Raw genomic sequence first — 21,375 nt, forward strand, 5'->3', positions numbered from 1 at the left:
CATGCGCATTCTCGTCGTCAACGTCAACACCACCGAATCCATCACCGAAGCCATCGCCCAGCAGGCCCGCAGCGTGGCGGCGGCGGGCACCGAAATTGTCGGGCTGACCCCGTTTTTCGGCGCCGAATCGGTAGAAGGCAATTTCGAAAGCTACCTGGCGGCCATCGCGGTGATGGATCGGGTGATGGCCTACGATCAGCCATTCGATGCGGTCATCCAGGCCGGTTATGGCGAACATGGCCGCGAAGGCCTGCAAGAATTGTTGAACGTGCCGGTAGTGGATATCACCGATGCCGCCGCCAGCACCGCCATGTTTCTCGGCCATGCTTACTCAGTGGTTACCACCCTGGACCGCACGGTGCCGTTGATCGAAGACCGGCTCAAGCTTTCTGGGCTGTATGAGCGCTGCGCCTCGGTGCGGGCCAGCGGTATGGCGGTGCTGGAACTGGAGGAACACCCGTTGCGAGCCATGGAAGCCATCGTGCGCCAGGCCGAGTTGGCCATCAGCGAAGACAAGGCCGAAGTGATCTGCCTGGGTTGCGGCGGCATGGCCGGGCTGGATGAACAGATCCGCCAGCGCACCGGGGTACCAGTGGTGGATGGCGTGACCGCCGCCGTAACCCTGGCCGAAGCACTGGTGAGGCTGGGGTTGTCGACTTCGAAGGTGCGCACCTATGCGACCCCCCGGCCAAAGAACATCATCGGTTGGCCGGGCAGGTTCGCACGCTGAATCGCCGATTTCGGTCAGTTCAATACGTCATTGAGCACTTCATAAATGATCCTGGTGGCAATCGTCACCAGGATCAGGTCGGTGCCCGCCTGCTGCCATTCGTAGCCGTCGTAATGGGGCAACCGCCCCAACAGGCGTCCATCGAGCTTCTTGGCAATCCCCGGTGGCAGGGGTTTGCCCCGGGCAAGGTTTTTCTGGATGCCCGGCGGCAGGGACGAACCACCGCGCCAGTAGTCGCGGTTGTCACCGAGAATTACCCGCACGCCCCCGATGTCAATTTGCGGGCCATTGTAATGGGCTACCGCGCCCTTCTTGCCTCCACCCTGGCCCTGATTACCCTGGCCACCCTTATTGCCATGGGCACTGCCTTTGTCCTTACCGTTGCCGTTGCCGGGATCGGCCAACAGCGCCGGGGAGCCTGCAATCATCGCCAAGCTGGTAAATACGAGTAAAGCGCGTGATATGGACATGATCCGTCTCGACAGTCGCAAGCCCCATTGGCTCGTATCAGCTTAGAACAGTAGTGGGTAACACGTTCAGTGGTGAGCGCTAAACCACACTGAAGCGCTGCGCCAACTGCTGCTGGGCAAACTGCTCGAGGATGAAATCAACAAACACTCGGGTCTTGCCAGGCAGCAGTTTGTGCTCGGCGTAATACAGGGAGATGTTGCCGTCATCGACGTACCAGTCGGGCAACACCCGTACCACGGCGCCACTGTCCAGAAACGGCACGGCCATCGGCATGCTGACCAGGGCAATGCCCAGGCCTTGGGTGCAGGCACAGCACGCGGCTTCGGAGTCGCCCATGGTCATGCGTGGCTTGAGCATCAACGGCCGCTGTTCGCGGGCGCGGTTGCTCAATTGCCAGGTCCGCACGCGGCCGGTTTGCGGCGATCGGATCAGGATGCCGTTGCACAGCGCCAGGTCTTCGGGAGCACGCACGGGCAGGCGTTGCGCCAGGTAATCGGGCGAGGCCACCAGAATCCGGTGAGCGGGGGTCAACTTGCGCGCGACCACGCCCTGAGGCAGCTCGAACCCGCCGCCGATGGCCGCGTCAAAGCCCTGGCCGATCAGGTCGACCTGGCGATTATCAAAATGCCAGTCAGGGCTGATATCGGGAAACCGCCGCAGGAACTCTGCCAGCAGCGGTACCACATAGCGGTTGCCGAATACCGTACCCATACTGACTTTGAGCGTGCCCACGGGCCGGCCTTCAGCGCTGGCCAGGTTGGCCACGGCATTCTGGATAGTGGTGAGACTGGCGCTGACCTCTTGCAGGAACAACTTGCCGGCTTCGGTCAATGTCAGGCGCCGGGTGCTGCGCTGGAACAGCCGCACGCCCAGGCGTGCCTCCAGCTTGGCGACGCTCTTGCCGACAGCCGCCGGCGTCAGGCTCAGGTGCCGGGCCGCTTCGGCAAAGCTACCGCCTTCGGCGCTGCGCACGAAGCATTCGATACTGCCGAAGCTCTCCATACCACCTCACTCTAAACTTTTGGTTTACACAGACTATAGCAATCACGGCCTACCGGGACCGGCCAGTGCGGTCGATACTCGCCTCCAACAACGCGGCAACCCTGCCTCGAATGATCTGGAGATCGACATGACCACACAAAACCTCAGCGGCAAAGTTGCCTTGATCCAGGGCGGCTCCCGCGGCATCGGTGCCGCCATCGTCCAGCGCCTGGCGGCCCAGGGCGCAGCTGTGGCCTTTACCTATGTCAGCTCTGCCGCCAAGGCCGAAGACTTGCAAAACAGCGTTATCCGCGCTGGCGGCAAGGCCCTGGCGATTCACGCCGACAGTGCCGATGCGAGCGCCATCCGCAATGCAGTCAGTGCCACTGTCGAAGCGTTCGGGCGCCTGGATATCCTGGTGAACAACGCCGGTGTGCTGGCGGTCGGCCCACTGGAGGATTTCACACTGGAAGACTTTGACCAGACCCTGGCCATCAACGTGCGCAGCGTGTTTATCGCCACCCAGGAAGCGGCCCGGCACATGGGCGAAGGGGGTCGCATCATCAACATCGGCAGCACCAACGCCGAACGCATGCCCTTCGCCGGTGGCGGGCCATATGCCATGAGCAAAGCCGCGCTGGTGGGCCTGACCAAAGGCCTGGCGCGCGACCTGGGGCCACGGGGGATTACCATTAACAACGTGCAGCCAGGCCCGGTGGACACCGATATGAACCCGGCCAACAGTGAGTTTGCCGAGAGCTTGATCGGGTTTATGGCGGTCGGCCGTTATGGCCAGGTGGAAGAGATCGCCAGCTTTGTGGCTTACCTGGCGGGGCCAGAGGCCGGATACATCACCGGTGCCAGCTTGACCATCGATGGTGGCTTCAGCGCCTGACCCTTGTAGGAGCCGGCAAGCCGGCTCCTGCACTTCAGCGCAGCGGCGGCAGGCCGTAGGCAGCCAGATCGAAGTCCGCGAGTTTGCGGATAATCTGGTCGGCGTGAGCGTACTTGCTGTCGGCCATGGCTTCATCAGGCACCGCGATGGCAGTCATGTTCGCGGCCTTGGCAGCGGTCACGCCAAACGGTGAGTCTTCAAACACAAGGCAATCCTCGGGCGCAACGCCCAGGCGGCGGGCGGCGGTGAGGAAGATGTCCGGCGCAGGCTTGGCAGCGCCAACTTCCGGATCGTCAGCGGTGACGATGGTGCCGAACAGGCCAAACCACTCCCGGTGCAGCGTGGTCTTGTGGCCAAACGAATTGCGCGACGAACTGGTGCCCACGGCGATGGGGATGTTATGCGCCTTCAAATGCCGCACCAACGCCTCGGCGCCCGGCATGCCCAACGCCTTGGGAAAACGCTCGCTCATCAACGGCTCGCGGATGCGCAGGAATTCTGCAGGCGTGATCGGCAAGTCCAGGGCCTCGACCACATATTCGGCCAGGTCCTGGGCGCCACGGCCGATGATGTGCTGCTTGATGCCCCAGTCGTAGGTGCGGCCATAGCGCTCGGCGATAATCTGCGTGACTTCGGTGTAGATGCCTTCGGTGTCCAGCAACAACCCGTCCATATCGAAAATCACGGCCTTGATCGGGCCGACAGCAGTACGCGATGCGCTCATCACAAAAGATCCGTGGCAAAGGACTAAAAGGATTCAGCACAATAACGGCCCTGCCAGCCTGCAAGCAACTCATTATCCCTTAGACTGGCGGCCTACCCGTTCAAGCGAACCCGATATGCTTTTGCGCATTGCTGCCGACAGCTTGGTGCTGTTTCACCTGTGTTTTATCCTGTTTGTGCTGTTCGGAGGCCTGCTCGCCCTGCGCTGGCGCCGGGTCATCTGGCTGCATTTGCCCGCCGCAGCCTGGGGCATGGCCGTCGAGTTCTTCCACCTGCCCTGCCCCCTGACCCGCTGGGAAAACCTACTGCGCCACCTCGCCGGGCAGGAGGGGTACGGCGCAGGTTTTATCGAGCATTACATCATTGCCCTGATCTACCCCGCGGGGCTGACACCACAGATCCAACTGGGCCTCGGCGCGCTGGTACTGGTGATTAACATTGCGGTGTACACGCGCCTGGTCAGGCGCTGGTAGCGACTCAACGCAGGCATGGGTAGCCCGATCACAACTCTTCGCCTGACCATCGCGCCAGAAATTCAACGATCAATGAGGTGGTCTGCTGCTGGATCACCTCACGCGGTCGGGCCCCCGCGCCATCCCGGCAGATCATGCCATCGCCCGGCGAACTCTCTTCGATCAACGCCTCCCCGCCCGCCTTGCACACCGCCATAAAGCTGAAGTGAGTGGCGTCGCTGATTTTGACATAACGGGTCGCTGCCGACGGCAGGCGCTTGGCCAGATCAGCGGACTCCAGCTCGGCGGGAAGCTCGGTCGAGGGCACGCCCGCCGCAATCACCAACGTCGGCACCGACACCGCCGCCAGGCTTTGATCGGTAAACCCACGGGACAGGCCCAGGTCCAGCGACACAATGGCGCTGACCCGCTTGTCGCTCAAATCCGCCGCCAACTGCGCCTGGGCTGCCGGGGTACTGGCGGGGTTCATCTGCTGGTAGACCGCGCAAGGGGCCAACTGCGAGTGAACCTTGCAGTCCTGGGCAAACCGCGCGGGGTCGAATCGTGCGCCGGCGACTTCCAGCGCCGTCCAACCGCCGAGTGAATGACCCACTACCGCTATGCGGCTCGGCTGCACGTTGCCGAATTGATCTGGCTGCGCCAGTACCGCGTCGATAGCGCGGCGGATATCCACCGGCCGCTGCCATAACTGCGCAGCGGCTGGAGCACTGCGGTCCTTGCTGGTCGTACCAGGATGGTTGACCGCCGCCACGATAAACCCCTGATGCGCCAAGGCACTGGCCAACCACGCCTGGTTGCCCCAATTGCCACCAAAGCCATGGGAAAGCACCACCAGTGGATGCTTGCCGATAGACGGTGGCGCATCGCGCACGGCTGGGGCGCCAATGAATACGGCGTTATCGGCGATCAACTCGGGCGTGGTGGTGGTGGCGCTGGGGTACCAGACGACCATCTCCAATGGGCGGTCGTTGCTTGGGTCTGCCAGCGTGGAGGCCTGGAAGCCGATGGAGTTATTGCTGGCAAGTGCAGAGGTGGTTGCACAGATCAGAAGCAGAGCCCCGAGGGATGCTTTCAATGGATCTTCCTTGATTGGGCCAACTGCGAGAGCGTTGGAATATAACGGAACAGATTCGCTGCGTATGCCCATATCACCCGCTTACAGGCGCCGAAAAATCAAAAAACACCGACTTTATCTAGCCGAATCATGGGGTTGTGTTGTAGAAATTCCACGGTAATAACGTGCGCGAGCGCATTTCCAATGCGCTGTGCCCTCGACTCAGATCCGGCTCAAACAACAAGACCCTATAAAAATGAAAATACTGCTCATCGCTTCGCTGGGATTGCTATCGCTCATTCAAACTTCACTATCCATTGCAGATAATGCCAATGGAAAAAACCTCTATTTGCAACGATGTGCCATGTGCCACGGAACAGATATCAAGGGAACAGGGCCCTTGGCGAATAAAAGCAATCCCCCTACGCCGAACCTCACAACAACCGCCTTCAAGAAACGGCTGCATGATTATCCGGGCGTTATTGTCTCCTCGATAATACTTAGGCCAAATGGAGACTTGATTCCAAGAACCCTAAAAGAGAATGGTGTGAAGTTGTCGCCACACGCTTGGAGCATTCAGGACCTACGCGATTTAAATCAATACATGAGCCGGGTGATTTCAAAAAGCTGATAACGCTTAGAAAAGAGCAGCCTCTAAAAGGCTGCGCACCGGGCTTCAAGGCTTACCTAAGCGGCGATCAACACTGCACCTGCGTCCTGTTCTGGCACTTCAAGGCAAAGGCGCAGCATTGACGGTATACCAACCCGACGGGGTCTTGGCACATACCTGCGGTCTTAGCGGCGTCTCCACTGTGGTATTGGCCTGAGTGGAGAGTTGGCGAACGGCAATCACGCAGCCGGCCTTGAACGTGCTGAGCTTTATAACTTGAAGTTCCATCTCATAGTCCTTGCCAGGCTTGGGGATAAGCGTGACAGGCGCTGGAAAACAGGAGATTTGCGATCCGCCCATGGCAAACCCCGCAATAAAGGGTTTACCGGCCGCAATAACATGCTCATCAAACACCTTGGGCGACTGATTGATGGCTTTGCTCGCCTTGCTGGCAGGCATGCCAATCACACTGTTCTGGCTGTCGGTCGCCCGAAAAGGGTACAGACCCGGCGAGTCGACATGCGCAGGTTGCCACCCAGCTTCTTCAGGTGTTTTGGTCAGCAGAGACTCGTTGTAAAACATCTCGCAGGTCTGACCACTGATAAAGCCCGCGTTGGTGGTATCACCCGTGATCAGGCGAATACGAGCAGTGTTGGCCGGGTTATATTGGCTGATCTGTACTTCGTTGCGAACATCGGTTTTAGTCGTGGCGCAGCCAATAAGAGCCAAGCTGATAGCCAGCGGGAAGAGTAAACGCATGGGTAACCTTCATATCCTGTGAGGGTTGGTGGCCGCGACGATACTATAAGGACACGCAGTTGCCCACTTGCCACCCGGCCACGCAGAAATGCTGCTTCGCTCAAAAAGACCGGCTGGCCAATGGGGTGGGGAACCGTTCGCAGACATGGAAAACCAGTCATCTGCCCCGTATCGCCTTTTTCCAGATGCCAGAAACCACAAACCCCCGGCTTTCTTGAAGAAAACCGGGGGTTCGTGTTTGTAAAATGTGGCGGTGAAGGAGAGATTCGAAAGTACCCGCACCTGCAATCTCGCAGCCGAGGCCCCGGAATACAAGGGCTCTAGCGGTGCCAGTGGCGCAAAAGCATTCCCACGCCATTCCCATGAGCATCAGCATGCATCTCTGTACGCGTGCGCATCACACGTATAGGGGCCTGACGTCTGGGGTCTGGAGGGGGGCAAAAAAAAGAGTAACATAAGTAATCTTGACCGTTTTTTACGCTCAAACCATTGAAATTAAAGGGTTTTATGTTTCCAGTAAAAGGTAATCTTTAAGTAATATTGAAGTAATCTGATTACTCTTTATAAATGTAATTCTCTACTTTTTATAAACCTATTTAAAATCAATAACTTGGTAAAAAATTACCTTTTCAATTACTTCTCTGTTACTCCTTTTTGTAATCTCAAAACCCACGGGATACGTGGCCTCCAGACCGTTTCTGTGGGGAGATTACTGAAGTTACTCTTTTTGAGACTCCCCCCCCTCCCCCTCAACAGCAGAGCCTTTAGACGCCGTCAGCAAAATACCCCCTCGGTGCAGGGTTCCGCAGGCTTTTGAGCCCCCACAACGCCGAGCAGCCCCCCCAGCCAGTGCCGCGTTGGGCTGTCCGCAGGGCCGCAGAAAAAACGACCCATTTAGCCCGCAGGCGAGGTGGGGGGACGACGGCGCGCGCCGAGTGCCACTCGAATAACACAATCGTGATGGCTATGAAAAATCAAAGCGTCCACAAGCGAGCGGTGAGTGCTTTGAATGGGATTTCAGTTTCAGTTGCACACCTGCTAGTGGCACATCAGAATCAGTTTTTTTCAACAAGGATGTCAAAATGCAGGACATACCAGCAGCACCTCTGAGCTCCGGATCCCGATGGCTACGCTGGGATCCACACGTGCATGCTCCTGGCACCTTGTTCAATGATCAATTCAAAGGTGACTGGGGGGCTTATCTAACGGCTCTCGAAACAGCTACTCCGACCATTAGTAGCATCGCTGTTACTGATTACTACCTACTCGATACCTACCGCACGGTTCAAGAGCACAAATCGAAAGGAAGACTGCCAAATTGCCATCTAATTTTCCCAAACGTTGAACTAAGGCTCAGCGTTGGAACGGCGAAATCTTGGGTAAATGTTCACTTACTTGTAAGCCCCGAAGAAGCGAATCATGTAAGCGAAATCGAACGATTCCTTTCCGGGCTAACATTTAAGGCCCATCAGGATGAGTTCAGGTGTAATCCAGCAGATCTCACCCGTCTCGGATACAGAGCCAATGCAGAGATAGTGGACGATCGCACCGCACTGAAACACGGAGCGGAACAATTTAAAGTTTCGTTTGATGAGCTAAAGTCCAAGTACGAAGCCAGCGCTTGGGCGCAAAAAAATGTTCTTGTCGCAATCGCTGCTAAGCAAAATGATGGTACATCCGCATTGCGTGACAGTGCGGATGAGACTCTTCGGCAGGAATTGGAGCGTTTCGCTCACATAATGTTCGCAGCCAACCCCAATCAACGAGAGTTCTGGTTGGGTCGAAAAGGTCTTTCTCAAGAAGTCATAAAAGAGCGTTATAACGGCCTGAAACCTTGCCTGCATGGCTGCGACGCGCATAGCGTTCCCAAGACAGGTATACCTGATGGCGACCGCTTTAGCTGGGTCAAGGGTGCCCCAACGTTTGATACGTTACGTCAAGCATGTATAGATCCTGAGGGACGTGCATTTGTGGGTGAAGAACCGCCACCGTCAGCAATGTCTTCTGAAACCCTCTCTCGAATTTCTATCAACAATGCACCATGGTTGACTACACCTTATATCAATCTAAACCCAGGGCTGATCGCGATTATTGGTGCGAGAGGATCAGGAAAAACAGCCTTAGCTGACATGATTGCTGCCGCATGTGATGCGCATGCAGGACATGTCACGAAACAATCATTTCTTGTGAGAGCACGAGAACATCTTGAAGGTGGTTCCGCTGATATAACATGGCAAAACGGCGATGTAGAAAGTAGGAACTTCACGGAAGCACTTCAGCTCAAAAGTGAATCTTACCCGCGAGCCCGATACCTATCTCAACAATTTGTGGAACAACTTTGCTCATCTGACGGTGTGACAGATGGTCTTCTATCTGAAGTTGAACGTGTTATTTTCGACTCCCACACTGTCACTGAAAGAGAAGGAGCTGTGAATTTTGCAGACCTTCGCGAAATAAAATCTTCTCGACATGTCCAAGCCAGAAAGCACGGCGAAGAATCACTTTCCATTCTTTCCGAGCGTATCAACATAGAGCTTGAAAAACGTAGTCTTGTTGAGACACTCAAAACCCAAACCCAAGAAAAAGAGCAGCTTTTAAATCGTTTGATAGAGGACAGATCCAAACTAGTTGCCAAGGGCTCACAACATCGCGCATTAAGATTAGAGGAATTAAGCAAAGCGGCCGAAACAGTCGGAGGCTATGTTCGTTATTACACGAACCAAGAAAACCAAATATTGCTCATGCAGGATGAAGTTTCAAACGTACGCAACATCATTGCCCCTGAAGATTTACGAAAAATCAAAGAGCGACATGCGGCGAGCAAAATGGGAGAGGAAGAATGGAAAATCTTCTTTAGAGACTACAAAGGAAACGTCGATGAAGTATTAGAAAAAATGCTCACGACTGCGCAATATAATAAAACCTGGTGGATAGGAACGCCTCCTCCGCCGAGCGACGATCCCTCAGTGCAGTTCGTTGTCGATAATGCAGAATTATTGAAGTTACCACTCGCACAAATTCAAGCTGAAATCCGACGCCTACAACAACAAATCAGCATTGACAAGGAAACATCTACACGCTTTACAGCAGCCTCAACGAAGATTACGGCAGAAACCGAACTTCTGCGCGCAATTAAGGAGAAGCTAGCCGACTATGAAGGAGCGGCCCTTCGTCTCGAAAGTTTAGTACGAGATAGGGAAACTGCCTACCAGCAGGTGTTTGCTGCAATTCTTTCTGGACAGCAGGTATTAGCTGAACTGTACGCCCCGATTAGAGCAAAGCTTGAAATGGCGTCTGGCACATTGAAAAAGCTTTCATTTTCTATCACCCGCACGGTGGATATAGACTCTTGGGCAACTGACGGCGAGGCACTTTTAAATCTGACAAAAAAGGGTCCTTTCCGAGGGAAAGGTACCCTCAGAGAAATTGTTGGTGCTTATTTTCAAAAGCCATGGATGGAAGGCAATGAGCTAGAAGTATTAGAAGCGATGCGGGCATTTAAGGACGCTTTTCAAAAAGATTTTCAAGCTCATTCTCCTGTAGTTTCAACGGACCCTGCTGAATACCGACGCTGGACAAAGAAACTTGCTCAATGGTTATATGGAACAGACCATATAAGTATTCAATATGCAGTCAATTACGACGGAATAGATATCCAGAAGCTCTCTCCTGGAACACGTGGAATCGTATTACTACTTCTTTATCTATCTCTTGATAATTCAGACACCAGACCTCTAATAATTGACCAACCCGAAGAAAACTTGGATCCCAAGTCAATTTACGATGATTTAGTATCACTATTCTTAGCAGCTAAGACGTCACGCCAAGTAATAATGGTAACGCACAATGCGAATCTCGTAATAAATACCGATGCTGATCAAATCATCGTGGCGAGCTCCGGCCCGCACGCATCGGGTGGCTTACCTCCCATCACCTATGTGTCAGGGGGGTTAGAAGACAAGAAAATTAGAGAGATGGTGTGCGAAATACTTGAAGGGGGAGAAACGGCATTTAAAGAGAGAGCTCGCAGGCTCCGAGTGCGTCTATCGCGCTGACTGTGACTCATTGGATTTCAATGACGCTACCTGTACGAGCAACAAGCTGGTGTCGAAAGCACCAGCTTATTATTTTTATTACACGGCAAAACGTTTTATGACTCCCCTGTAATTTCATAGGGTTTGAAGCGTACAACGTAAGCGCTCCATGAACCCCACATTCACAGCACTAAGCTAACCCCGGATGCTGTGCTCCAGATTCTCTCAGGAGCCAGCCCGCCATGATGCGACCCGACGCCAAAGTCGAAAAAGTCTATCTCTACCCCAAGCCCGTAGACTTCCGAAAACCCATCGACGGCCTCGCCGCGTTGGTTGAACTGGATATCAAAGTGGCGGTATTCGATCCGGTGCTTTTCGTCTTTCTCAACAAATCCCGTAATCGGGTGAAGATTTTGTACTGGGAACGCAACGGCTTCTGCCTTTGGCTCAAGCGCCTCGAATCCGAGCGATTCAAAACATCGCCCGATGCCACGGACGAGGCGATTATCCTGACCGTCCAGGAACTCAACTGGTTACTGGACGGTTTCGACCTCTGGCGCAATCGTCCTCATCAGGTTTTGACGCCTCGATACGTGGCCTGATTCGGTATAATCCGGGCATGATTTCCGTGCCCGAAAACCTCCCCGACGATCCTGAATTGCTCAAGCAGCTGCTTGCGAAGATGCAGTCCAGAGTCGGTTTCCTCGAAGAAGAAAATGCGCTGCTGCGTCAGCGCCTGTTCGGACGCAAGTCCGAGTAAACGGCTGATCCGGCAACGCCGCAGTTGGCCCTGTTCAATGAGGCGGAAAGCCTCGTCGAGCCCATTGATGAAGCCGCTGAAGAAGAGGTTGTTGCGCCAGCCCAGCGGCGCGACAAGCGCAAGCCGCTGCCCGCTGATCTCCCTTGCATCGAAGTCATCCATGAACTGCCCGAACACGAACTGACCTGTGCCTGTGGTTGCCACAAACATGCCATCGGCGAAGAGGTCAGTGAACAGCTTGAAATCGTGCCGATGCAGATCCACGTGATCAAACATGTTCGCAAGGTCTACGGTTGCCGCGACTGTGAAAGCGCACCGGTCACCGCCGACAAACCGGCTCAGTTGATCGAGAAGAGCATGGCCAGCCCCAGTGTGCTGGTGATGCTGCTGACCACCAAATACGTGGATGGCTTGCCGCTTCATCGATTTGAAAAAGTGTTAGGTCGCCACGGCATCGATATCCCGCGCCAGACATTGGCTCGCTGGGTTATCCAGTGCGGCGAACACTTGCAGCCACTGCTGAATTTAATGCGCGACCGGTTACTGGAAAGCCGTGTCATCCACTGCGATGAAACCCGCGTGCAGGTGTTGAAAGAGCCTGACCGCGAGCCAAGTCGTCAGTCCTGGATGTGGGTGCAAACTGGCGGCCCGCCAGATAAACCGGTGATCCTGTTCGACTACTCCACCAGCCGCGCGCAGGAAGTGCCGACACGCCTGCTCGATGGCTATCGCGGCTATGTCATGACCGATGATTATGCCGGTTACAACGCGCTAGGCGCTCAGGTCGGAGTGGAGCGTTTAGGCTGCTGGGCACATGCGCGGCGCAAATTCATCGATACTCAAAAAGTACAGCCCAAAGGCAAGACGGGGCGCGCCGATATCGCGCTGGACCTGATCAACAAGCTTTACGGTATCGAACGCGACTTCAAGACCAGCGGCGATGCGGAACGCAAAGTTGGCCGGCACGAACACAGCCTGCCGGTGCTGGCTCAGTTGAAAAGCCGGATCGAAAAGACGCAGCCTCAGGTCACCGCTCAGAACGCGCTGGGAAAAGCCATCACCTACCTGGCCATAACTGGAGCAAACTTGAGCGGTATGTCGAGGAGGGCTACTTGCCGATCGACAACAACTCAGCCGAACGAGCCATCAGGCCCTTCGTGATCGGAAGGAAGAACTGGTTGTTCAGTGACACGCCCAAAGGCGCGACGGCCAGTGCTCAACTGTACAGCTTGGTCGAGACTGCCAAAGCCAACGATCAAGAGCCCTATGCGTGGCTACGCCACGCACTTGAATGTCTGCCGATGGCTTCGTCGGTTGAGGATTACGAAGCCTTGCTGCCATGGAACTGTTCGCCGGTATCGCGTAGTTAAATACGCTATCCATCTTGATGACTGACAGGGCTTACGGGAAGTTAAAGAGTACGAGTGGAGCAACGATCATGAAATACGACGAAACCTTGATTGAAGAAGCCGTTCTTGCCCTGTTGGTAACCTTCAGTGCGGATAATGGCAATACTTGGAAAGGGTACGATTTCGAGATCACGAACCGATTGCATGAGCATGGATTCATCCGTGATCCGGTAAACAAGAGCAAATCCATCTGGTTGACGCCGGAAGGGATGGAACGAGGCCGACAAATAGCCGATCGGCTATTTGAGGCGAGAACTCAAGCGGAGCATGTCTCCAACTCGGGTACCTGATTCCATATCCTAGGGCATGCGGTAGGTGGGGTTTATGGAGCGCATACAGTCTTTCTGGTAGTCGAAACACCCATCGATAAACGCTTCGCGCAGCAGCTCGATCTGGTCTTCGCTGATGTCGTTTTTCGGCGTCTTCTTCTTCGGTCCTTCGTTGCGCTTGGCGAGGTTGGGGTTGAGTTCGGTTTCGGTACCGCCACCCTGAAAGCGCTGAATGCGGGCCTGTCGCTCCAACTGCCGGTGCAGCAGGTCGATCTCTTTGAAGTCCCCGCCGCTCTTGCCTTCCTTGAGGATCAACTGCACCAGACGCGCTTCCAGCGCCCCGCCGATGCGCTCGACATTATCCGCCCGGTCCCACTCGTCGCGAGCCTTCCAGCTGTGTAGCGTTTTTTCCTTTTCGCCCGTAGCCTCGGCAATCTCGCAGATGCGCCAACCCATCCAATACAGGAACTTGGATTGGCGTCGGGGATCAATGGGAAGTAATTCGGTTGTCATAAAGAAAATGCTGCCGAACACAAAGGCTATAAGGTAGGGTTACCACCTGTAGCCTTTGCTTACACAACCTCACTTCCGTGAATAACGATTAGTTCCAAGCTAACTAGAGGGTACGATAACTTCCCTATTCACCCTCATCTAAATCGATGATACCGACGTTCGCTGTGTACTCTCCCGTTCTACCACTAACCCGACTCATAACTCTCTCAGGCGTATCATCGCGGAAATTTACTATATGACCTACTAAAACACCATCATCGGTAATTTCTTGCTCTTCATCGAGCATCCACTCTTCAATCTCCTCTAGTGTGAGGCCTGTCGCATCGGCTAGAAGTTCTTCTAGAGTTTCCTGATAAGGTTCAGCATTTTCAGGGAAGAGTACCTGATCATATTTAGCAGGAAGCAGGGCAAACTCCCCCCACCCAAGATCACTTATAGCTAAACCGCTTCCATTTTTTGAAATAGGACCGTACATCATCACGATACGACCAATGGATGCATCCGTTATGCCGTGCTCCTTGGAGTCACGAATAGACATCTTCAAAGTGAAATCTTGATAATCACCATCGTTTTCATATTGAAGGCGAGTCATTTGTATATTCCAAGGATTACCATCCCCCATTTTAAATATGCGCTTTATACGACCGAAATACAGTTTAGACTTTTCGTTTAACTCCCGAACGTTCGACACATCCATCAAGGCATCACTTAAAAGTTGAGGATACTGGGCGTCAGGCAAAAAATAATATTTATAATAATTCTTATCAAAACTTCTACACAGTCCTCGAACTGTAGTTATCCTGCTAGGGAGCTTAATTTGCTCCCCATTATGCCTCTTAATAGGAACATCTGTAGGTTCACCATCTATATCTTCAACGACAGGACCATCGTAAACTTGTCCTGGCAATACCGGCGCGACAGGTTTTTCTTTCATAAAGCTTTTAACAACAACGAGCAGTTCATCATCAATGGCTTGTTTAGCTTCTTCTTCGGTCGTAAATCTTTGCCCGTCGCGCTTCTTCACTCGTAGTCCGCAGGGTGGTCGGTGTGTCCTACTGTGGGCGAAGTACGCAGCTCGCCCATTTGCGTCTTTATCTCCATCCTCTGGGGATCTGAATAAACCAACGCAACACTCCGGGCAAAATATATTGCCTTTCATTTCTTTTTGATATTCAGATGTGAGTACAGACTTCGCAGCAGCACGGAGCGCCACTTTATCGCCTCCGTATGCCCACCCTGCGAGATAGTAAGCAAACTTAATTCGGTTTGATTCTGGTTTTCCTGGAGCTGCCATTTCAAAAATCCTTTTCAGTGTGAGATCTGCGTAAAAATCAATTTCACCACGAATAATGGCACAGTGATACTGACTATACGAATCGCCTGATAACCCTCGCGTTAGCCTTGTAGATTTGCTCCTTACAACCACAACTCATTGCTGCGACTCGCGCGCGTCACGACCATGCCCTCATTGCAACGCATCGCTTACGTCAGAGCATGCGCCCAACGCATTGAGGATTCCCGGCATGAAGAAATTCCGCAGTAATTGGTTCCGCGTCGCCGTCGAGGGCGCTACCTCTGACAAGCGCAGCGTTTGCGACAAATGCGGTAAGTGGCGCGCCCACGGCAACCATCTGAAATGCAGCCGGCGACGCCAGCTGCAGAATGCTCATTTACGTAACCACAAGCCGAAACGGTAAGCCGCGTCCACCAGAAGATGCGCTTCCAGATACTTGGCCCGGAAACGGGCCTTTTTGTTTCCGATCGTCAGACTGTCGATATACGAGCACAGCGTTAGGGGTTTACATGAGTGGGGTCGAAGCTCGCGGGAAATCCGTGAGAATCTATTTTCAATACAACGGGGAAAAATGCCGGGAAGCCATCCCGGGGGGCAACACACCGGCCAACGTGGCCCAAGCTAAACGCATGGTCGAAATCATCGAATACGAAATTCAGGCCGGTACATTCGACTACGCACGACACTTTCCCAACTCGGTCAAGTTGGTGGAAAACACATTCGGCCATTACCTGGACCTGTGGTTAAAGATCAAAGCCAACAGCGTCGCGGCCTCCAGCTATCGGGGCTATGCCAACAAAGCGGAGGTTCACGTACGGCCGCGCTGGGGAAAGGTACAGATCCACAATATCGACCACCTAGACCTGCAGGAGTGGATTCAGGGAACACTGTCTAAAACACTCAAGAACAAGACCATTCGCGACATCATCAGCAACGTGCGCCAGGTGTTTAGGCTGTATCGCACTAGGATGAAAGTCGCGCACGACCCAACCGAAGGTTTGATGGTGCGCCTAACTGATCCCGAAGCACCCGACCCGTTCACAAGGGCCGAAATCAAACAGATCCTGGAAACCCACACCAGTCGTACACAAGAACTATTAATGGTTGAATTCATGATATGGGCTGGACCTCGGCTATCCGAAACCATCGCCTTGGCTTGGGAGGATGTCGATCTGGAACAGGGCACAGTGACGTTCCGCCGGTCCAAGGTGCGCGGGGCTTACCGGGTCACGAAAACTCGGCGTTCGACGCGCAAAGTTCGACTACTCGCTCCCGCCTGGTATGCACTGCAGAAGATCGATGCGCTCAACAGGAACCGAAAAGCGGAAACGGTCGATATCGTTGAGCGCGACAACAAGACGGTGCGGAAACACAAGCTGCATTTTGTCTTCCTGAATACGAAAAGCGGCCTGCCGCACGCCAACGATTTCGTGGTTCGCGACAGATTCTTCAAAGCTCATTTACTCACGGCCGGCGTACGCTATCGCGGGCCCGGTCAGTGCAGGCACACATATGCTAGTCAATTGCTGACCACCGGTGTAGCCTCGATCGACTGGATAGCCGAGCAGATGGGACATACTAACGGGAATATGATTCGTCAGCATTATGGGACATGGATAAACGAGGATGGCCCGGATGTAGTAGGAATGCTGCAGTTAGCCCTTAAACTATAAAATTGAACACGCTGCGTTGGGCGAACGAAAATTTATCAAAAAAAAAAAACATACACACCACGACTATAACCCTATGCAAGTATGATCATGCAACGTTTTAAATAACTGCTTCGCCACCAGCCAGAAAAAGACAACTGGACACAACAGAAATACTCGCCAAGATCGACAAATCAACTAAAACGAACGTAACGCCATGTTAAATCACAAGGAACTAATTTAGACATGCAATCTTCAAAAACCGACATAGAAATATACATGCTGGCTGGCGAAGTATTCAGCACCCTGACAAGTGATATACAAAGAACTCATTATAACAACTTGAAAGGCTCCATCACACTTTGCTGGTCAGAGGAAAAAAAATTTAACGCGTGGGCAATTTCTGAAACCACTCTCGGTGGAGCACCTATTCATAAAATCGTAATCACATATGAGATGGCCCGTCAAATATACCGCGACGTTGAGGCTTTCTACGAATTTGCTCGAGATATTAGATTTTTGAATCTCTTGAAAAAAATGCCGAATGGCACAATGCCGCACCCATTAATCCCAAAAATCTTCAATAAGGATGATTGCATTAACAATATGTTTTTTGCCGCAATCACGTGGGTCTACTTCCATGAACTAGGTCATTTGACTCAAGAGCACGGGTTTGTCAGGGAGGAAAGAAATACGAGCGTGGCAGAAAGTTTAATTCAAGAACTTGAATCAAGCACTGAAAAACCACTGTCGGGTCAAGCTTCAAAAATCTCACATGCGACTGAACTTGCTGCTGACTGTGAGGCGACAGTGATGTGTCTAGTTGAGCTAGCAAGACATTTTACAGATGAAAAGCTAGTAGGGAAAAATGATGATCGTCAAGCATTAATTGGATGCTATTATTTAATCATTTGCAGTCTCGCATGTATTTTTTACCGATTCAATGGTGGGCGTGTGTCGCTAGCCAATTCTACTCCCATCGGCACTCACCCGGACGCAATTTTTCGACTTGAGTGCGCCGCTACTCAATTTTACGAATTCTTCGACATGACTAAGAAAGTTTTAGGGGTTACGATAAGCAGGGTTGATATAATCTCTCTTACAAAGCAAGCAGCAGATATGGGTGCGATGTTTTGGCACTTTGTACACACTGACGCAAGCACCTCAATTACTGACATAGTGATAAGAGGTTTATTAGAAAGACGAGAATATAAAGAATATGCCAAAGAAATCATAACAACATGGGACGAAATTTCACCTAAGATCTTAAAGCTTCGACACTTCGGAGCAAGTTTTGGGATTTTACAATTCGGGGAGAGATACCGTCAGTATGTATTTGAAACATCAGAAATCATGAAATTAGTAAAATTTCAAAAACTGCAGACGTCTCGGACGCATAGTAACGTCCTACAGCAGAGTGAGTAATATTTTAAACAAACCGGCGAGGGTCCTCCACCCGCCGGCGCGCCTAAATAGCGACCGACTTGTCTTTATAAAAAAGCACGACCAAAACCCACCCTCCAGATTCTAGATCTGTCCCATAAGGCCGGTTTTCAGACGCCAAAAACCACAAACCCCCGATCTTCTCTAAGAAAATCAGGGGCTTGCGTTTTCAGAATGTGGCGGTGAAGGAGAGATTCGAACTCTCGATACAGTTTCCTGTATACACACTTTCCAGGCGTGCTCCTTAAGCCACTCGGACACTTCACCGTATCTCGTCAAACTGATTCAGTCTGTCGAGGCGCGCTAATGTAGTCGAAAGCTTTTCCGATGGCAAAGGTTTTTTTCAGAATTTTCATGCGCTTAGACGGTTATCTCGGCCCACGCGCCTCTGGTAGGGGGTGAAGGGTGACGATTGTGCCATTCTCAAGGCCTGTCGACAGGCATGCAGAGTGGCTGGCGAGCGCTGTCGTGGCCTGCTCCAGGCCGGCGGGTGGGGAAAAGGCTGACTGGCCAGTCAGTCACGGCGCTTTACCGGGGCGGTCATGCTGGGTAACGTCTGCGGCCTGCCCTTCTATTAAACGTATTACAAGGAATCGCGTCATGAGTGAGTTGATTGCCTACCACCTCGAAGACGGTATCGCGACCCTGACCTTGAGCAACGGTAAGGTCAATGCCATTTCCCCTGCCGTGGTCAGTGCGTTTAATGAAGCGCTGGACCAGGCCGAGAAGGATCGCGCGGTGGTGATCATCACCGGTACGCCGGGGATTCTGTCCGGTGGTTATGATTTGAAGGTGATGACGGCCGGCCCTAAAGAAGCGGTCAGCCTGGTGACGTCGGGCTCGACCCTGGCGCGCCGTCTGTTGTCGCACCCCTTCCCGGTGATTGTGGCGTGCCCAGGGCATGCGGTGGCCAAGGGGGCGTTCCTGTTGTTGTCGGCCGATTACCGGATTGGTGTCGAGGGGCCATTTAGCATTGGCCTGAATGAAGTCATGATCGGCATGACCATGCACCACGCTGGCATTGAATTGGCACGTGATCGCCTGCGTAAGTCGGCGTTTAATCGTTCGGTGATCAATGCCGAGATGTTCACCCCGCAGGAGGCATTGAATGCCGGTTTCCTCGACAAGGTGGTAGCGCCAGAGGAGTTGCACGCGGCGGCCCTGGAAGCAGCGCGGCAGTTGAAGAAGATCAATATGAACGCTCACAAGCACACCAAGCTGAAGGTGCGTAAAGGCCTGTTGGACCTGCTGGATAACGCGATCATCCAGGACCAGGAACATCTGGGCTGAGTCACCCACGGCTGTATCAAATAAAGCCCGACCACGTGTCGGGCTTTTTCTTACGTGCCATTCAGAATTGCCTTGCAACCGCTCTAGATGGCATCTGTCTCAATCTGTTGAAACATGTACTTAAACATCGCCCATCTCCTACCTCTACAGGGGTAATTGCCGAATACAGTGCACGTCCGTACACTGCGCCACCTTTTGTCCCGATGGTCCGTGTCGATGCTCTATTTTTTACGCATGTTATTGATGGGCCTGCATTTTCTGATCGCTGGTGTTCTTGGGGTGTTGCTGGGTGTGTGCCGGCCGTTCAACCCGGATAACAGCCGCTTGTGCGCGCGCCTCTATGCACTGCCGGCCATGTGGATCCTGCGGCTGCGGGTCAAGGCGCAAGTGGACTCGCTGCGCAACAAGCCCAGCAGTTGCGTGATTATTGCCAACCACCAGTCCAACTACGATTTGTTCGTGTTCGGCAACGTAGTGCCCTACCGCACCGTGTGTATCGGCAAAAAAAGCCTGAAGTGGGTGCCGCTGTTCGGGCAACTGTTCTGGCTGGCGGGCAATGTGTTGATTGACCGTGGCAATGCCCAGAAGGCGCGAAGGTCGATGTTGTCCACCACTCATACCCTGCAACACGAGGACACGTCGATCTGGGTGTTTCCGGAGGGCACCCGCAACCTGGGTGAATCTTTGTTGCCGTTCAAGAAGGGCGCGTTCCAGATGGCGATTGCCGCCGGGGTGCCGATTGTGCCGGTGTGCGTCAGTACCTATGTGAAGCAGATGAAGCTCAATCGCTGGAACAGTGGCGATATTTTGATCCGGTCATTGGCGCCAATTCCTACGACTGGTTTGACGATGGATGACATGCCCGGGCTGATGGAGAAGTGCCGGGGGCAGATGGTCGAGTGTATTGAAGCCATGGATCGAGAATTGCAAAACCGCTGAATCGTAGGAGCTGGCAAGCCGGCTCCTACAATGTGGTGTTTCAGGCTAAGCTGGCCGGTTACTGCCACTTGTAAAGAAGCGATCAGCATTATGGGTAGAGTTGTTGCGGCGGCCGTCTATAGCGCCGGGAAAAAAGTCAGGGATATCACCCTCGATGAAGGCGCCGCCTGGGCGGCCAAGCCCGGCCACTTTGTGTGGATCGGCCTGGAAGAGCCCGACGCCCAGGAGCTGGCCAACCTGCAACGCCAGTTCAACCTGCATGAACTGGCCATCGAAGACGCCCTGGAAAAACACAGCCGGCCGAAGCTGGAGACCTTTGGCGACGCGCTGTTTATCGTGACCTACTCGCCGGTGCGCCACGAGGGCAAGCTGGAGTTTATCGAGACCCATATCTTCGCCGGCAACGGCTATATCATCACCGCCCGCAACGGCCACTCGGCGTCCTATGGCTATGTGCGCCAGCGCTGTGAGGCACGGCCGCTCTTGCTGGAGCATGGGGAAGATTTCGTACTCTATGCGCTGTTGGATTTTGTCACCGAAAACTACCAGCCCGTGAGCGAGGCGATTCACGCCGAGATCGATGCGCTGGAGCACAACGTGTTGTGCAACTCCCTCAATGAGCGCGATATCCAGAACCTGCATGGCCTGCGCCGCGATGTATTGCGGCTGCGCCGGCACGTGGCGCCGATGGTAGAGATCAGCGAGGAACTGCAGAAGCTGAGCTTCCCGTTCATCGACAAGAACATGCGCCCGTACTTCCGCGATGTAGAGATCCACGTCACACGGCAGATGGAAGACCTTTCGACCCTGCGTGACATCGCCAGCCAGACCATCGAGATCGGCGTGCTGCTCGAAGCCTCGCGCCAGAGCGTGGTGCAGCGCAAGTTTGCGGCCTGGGCGGCGATCCTCGCGTTCCCCACGGCAGTGGCCGGGATCTATGGGATGAACTTCCAGAACATGCCGGAGCTGCAATGGCACTACGGCTATTTTGCGGTATTGGGATTTATCGCGGTGGGGTGCACAGGGTTGTGGGCCAGCTTCAAGCGTTCGGGGTGGCTGTAGCCTGCCCACCCCGGCCG

General features: G+C 53.7%; 21 protein-coding genes, 1 tRNA gene and 2 pseudogenes. 16 read left to right on the forward strand and 8 right to left on the reverse strand.

Going from position 1 to position 21,375, the window contains the following annotated elements; translation table 11 throughout:
• Position 1 precedes the first annotated feature (1 nt).
• The gene (locus GDV60_RS19505; protein WP_104910719.1) at positions 2-730 is read left to right on the forward strand and encodes an aspartate/glutamate racemase family protein; all 729 of its coding nucleotides are present in this window, start codon (positions 2-4) and stop codon (positions 728-730) included.
• Between the two features lie 14 nt (positions 731-744).
• On the opposite strand, the gene GDV60_RS19510 is transcribed toward GDV60_RS19505, so the two are convergent.
• A complete protein-coding gene (locus tag GDV60_RS19510) occupies positions 745-1,200 on the reverse strand; it encodes an anti-virulence regulator CigR family protein (RefSeq protein ID WP_159908495.1) in 456 nt (151 codons plus the stop codon).
• 79 nt (positions 1,201-1,279) lie between these two features.
• Positions 1,280-2,203, reverse strand: a complete 924-nt coding sequence (locus GDV60_RS19515; protein ID WP_159908497.1) for a LysR family transcriptional regulator — start codon at positions 2,201-2,203, stop codon at positions 1,280-1,282.
• Positions 2,204-2,330: 127 nt separating this feature from the next.
• Here GDV60_RS19515 and GDV60_RS19520 point away from each other — a divergent pair, with 127 nt between their 5' ends.
• Positions 2,331-3,077 carry a 3-oxoacyl-ACP reductase family protein gene (locus GDV60_RS19520; protein WP_092231883.1) on the forward strand — a complete coding sequence of 249 codons (747 nt, stop codon included), beginning with the start codon at positions 2,331-2,333 and terminating at the stop codon, positions 3,075-3,077.
• 34 nt (positions 3,078-3,111) lie between these two features.
• On the opposite strand, the gene GDV60_RS19525 is transcribed toward GDV60_RS19520, so the two are convergent.
• On the reverse strand, positions 3,112-3,801 hold the full coding sequence (locus tag GDV60_RS19525) for an HAD-IA family hydrolase (protein ID WP_029298315.1): 690 nt from the start codon (positions 3,799-3,801) through the stop codon (positions 3,112-3,114).
• A 115-nt stretch (positions 3,802-3,916) separates the two neighbouring features.
• Between GDV60_RS19525 and GDV60_RS19530 the strand changes: the two genes are divergently transcribed.
• The gene (locus GDV60_RS19530; protein ID WP_029298317.1) at positions 3,917-4,273 is read left to right on the forward strand and encodes a DUF2784 domain-containing protein; all 357 of its coding nucleotides are present in this window, start codon (positions 3,917-3,919) and stop codon (positions 4,271-4,273) included.
• Positions 4,274-4,301: 28 nt separating this feature from the next.
• Here the strand turns inward: GDV60_RS19530 and GDV60_RS19535 are convergent, their stop codons facing one another.
• Positions 4,302-5,348, reverse strand: a complete 1,047-nt coding sequence (locus GDV60_RS19535; RefSeq protein ID WP_159908499.1) for an alpha/beta fold hydrolase — start codon at positions 5,346-5,348, stop codon at positions 4,302-4,304.
• A gap of 235 nt (positions 5,349-5,583) precedes the next feature.
• On the opposite strand from GDV60_RS19535, the gene GDV60_RS19540 reads away from it, so the two are divergent.
• Entirely contained in the window at positions 5,584-5,958 is a 375-nt protein-coding gene (locus GDV60_RS19540; protein WP_154906785.1) for a cytochrome c, read from the forward strand.
• A gap of 99 nt (positions 5,959-6,057) precedes the next feature.
• Here the strand turns inward: GDV60_RS19540 and GDV60_RS19545 are convergent, their stop codons facing one another.
• Positions 6,058-6,696: a hypothetical protein gene (locus GDV60_RS19545; RefSeq protein WP_159908501.1), complete on the reverse strand. Its 639-nt coding sequence runs from the start codon at positions 6,694-6,696 to the stop codon at positions 6,058-6,060.
• Positions 6,697-7,778: 1,082 nt separating this feature from the next.
• On the opposite strand from GDV60_RS19545, the gene GDV60_RS19550 reads away from it, so the two are divergent.
• The 6 genes and pseudogenes from GDV60_RS19550 to GDV60_RS19565 all read left to right on the forward strand — a co-directional run bounded on the left by GDV60_RS19550 (position 7,779) and on the right by GDV60_RS19565 (position 13,189).
• Positions 7,779-10,751 carry a TrlF family AAA-like ATPase gene (locus GDV60_RS19550; protein ID WP_159908503.1) on the forward strand — a complete coding sequence of 991 codons (2,973 nt, stop codon included), beginning with the start codon at positions 7,779-7,781 and terminating at the stop codon, positions 10,749-10,751.
• Between the two features lie 221 nt (positions 10,752-10,972).
• On the forward strand, positions 10,973-11,332 hold the full coding sequence (gene tnpB / locus GDV60_RS19555) for an IS66 family insertion sequence element accessory protein TnpB (protein WP_256679321.1): 360 nt from the start codon (positions 10,973-10,975) through the stop codon (positions 11,330-11,332).
• 17 nt (positions 11,333-11,349) lie between these two features.
• A complete protein-coding gene (locus tag GDV60_RS26920; RefSeq protein WP_240160268.1) occupies positions 11,350-11,490 on the forward strand; it encodes a hypothetical protein in 141 nt (46 codons plus the stop codon).
• A 24-nt stretch (positions 11,491-11,514) separates the two neighbouring features.
• Positions 11,515-12,638: pseudogene (locus GDV60_RS19560) on the forward strand (IS66 family transposase); the annotation flags it as partial.
• A 9-nt stretch (positions 12,639-12,647) separates the two neighbouring features.
• The gene (locus GDV60_RS27160) at positions 12,648-12,860 is read left to right on the forward strand and encodes a transposase domain-containing protein (protein ID WP_371923831.1); all 213 of its coding nucleotides are present in this window, start codon (positions 12,648-12,650) and stop codon (positions 12,858-12,860) included.
• A 68-nt stretch (positions 12,861-12,928) separates the two neighbouring features.
• Positions 12,929-13,189, forward strand: a complete 261-nt coding sequence (locus tag GDV60_RS19565) for a DUF6429 family protein (protein ID WP_159908505.1) — start codon at positions 12,929-12,931, stop codon at positions 13,187-13,189.
• A gap of 15 nt (positions 13,190-13,204) precedes the next feature.
• Here GDV60_RS19565 and GDV60_RS19570 read toward each other — a convergent pair.
• Positions 13,205-13,681, reverse strand: a pseudogene (locus GDV60_RS19570) (terminase); the annotation flags it as partial.
• A 124-nt stretch (positions 13,682-13,805) separates the two neighbouring features.
• Positions 13,806-14,975: a hypothetical protein gene (locus GDV60_RS19575; RefSeq protein ID WP_146012694.1), complete on the reverse strand. Its 1,170-nt coding sequence runs from the start codon at positions 14,973-14,975 to the stop codon at positions 13,806-13,808.
• A 229-nt stretch (positions 14,976-15,204) separates the two neighbouring features.
• Between GDV60_RS19575 and GDV60_RS26605 the strand changes: the two genes are divergently transcribed.
• The 3 genes from GDV60_RS26605 to GDV60_RS19585 all read left to right on the forward strand — a co-directional run bounded on the left by GDV60_RS26605 (position 15,205) and on the right by GDV60_RS19585 (position 18,049).
• On the forward strand, positions 15,205-15,378 hold the full coding sequence (locus tag GDV60_RS26605; protein ID WP_178121315.1) for a hypothetical protein: 174 nt from the start codon (positions 15,205-15,207) through the stop codon (positions 15,376-15,378).
• Positions 15,379-15,484: 106 nt separating this feature from the next.
• Positions 15,485-16,648, forward strand: coding sequence for an Arm DNA-binding domain-containing protein (locus GDV60_RS19580; protein ID WP_159908507.1), 1,164 nt, complete (start codon positions 15,485-15,487; stop codon positions 16,646-16,648).
• A gap of 222 nt (positions 16,649-16,870) precedes the next feature.
• Positions 16,871-18,049 (forward strand): hypothetical protein, encoded by a 1,179-nt coding sequence (locus GDV60_RS19585; RefSeq protein WP_159908509.1) that lies wholly within the window; start codon positions 16,871-16,873, stop codon positions 18,047-18,049.
• A gap of 195 nt (positions 18,050-18,244) precedes the next feature.
• On the opposite strand, the gene GDV60_RS19590 is transcribed toward GDV60_RS19585, so the two are convergent.
• A tRNA-Ser gene (locus GDV60_RS19590) sits at positions 18,245-18,334 on the reverse strand.
• A gap of 333 nt (positions 18,335-18,667) precedes the next feature.
• Here GDV60_RS19590 and GDV60_RS19595 point away from each other — a divergent pair.
• From GDV60_RS19595 to GDV60_RS19605, 3 genes are all read left to right on the forward strand, one after another.
• Positions 18,668-19,357 carry a crotonase/enoyl-CoA hydratase family protein gene (locus GDV60_RS19595; RefSeq protein ID WP_029299621.1) on the forward strand — a complete coding sequence of 230 codons (690 nt, stop codon included), beginning with the start codon at positions 18,668-18,670 and terminating at the stop codon, positions 19,355-19,357.
• 216 nt (positions 19,358-19,573) lie between these two features.
• Positions 19,574-20,296 (forward strand): 1-acylglycerol-3-phosphate O-acyltransferase, encoded by a 723-nt coding sequence (locus tag GDV60_RS19600; RefSeq protein WP_029299623.1) that lies wholly within the window; start codon positions 19,574-19,576, stop codon positions 20,294-20,296.
• Between the two features lie 90 nt (positions 20,297-20,386).
• Positions 20,387-21,358, forward strand: coding sequence for a magnesium and cobalt transport protein CorA (locus tag GDV60_RS19605; protein WP_029299625.1), 972 nt, complete (start codon positions 20,387-20,389; stop codon positions 21,356-21,358).
• Positions 21,359-21,375: the final 17 nt, after the last annotated feature.

This window comes from Pseudomonas sp. DTU12.1, from assembly GCF_009873475.1.
Lineage (GTDB): Bacteria > Pseudomonadota > Gammaproteobacteria > Pseudomonadales > Pseudomonadaceae > Aquipseudomonas > Aquipseudomonas proteolytica.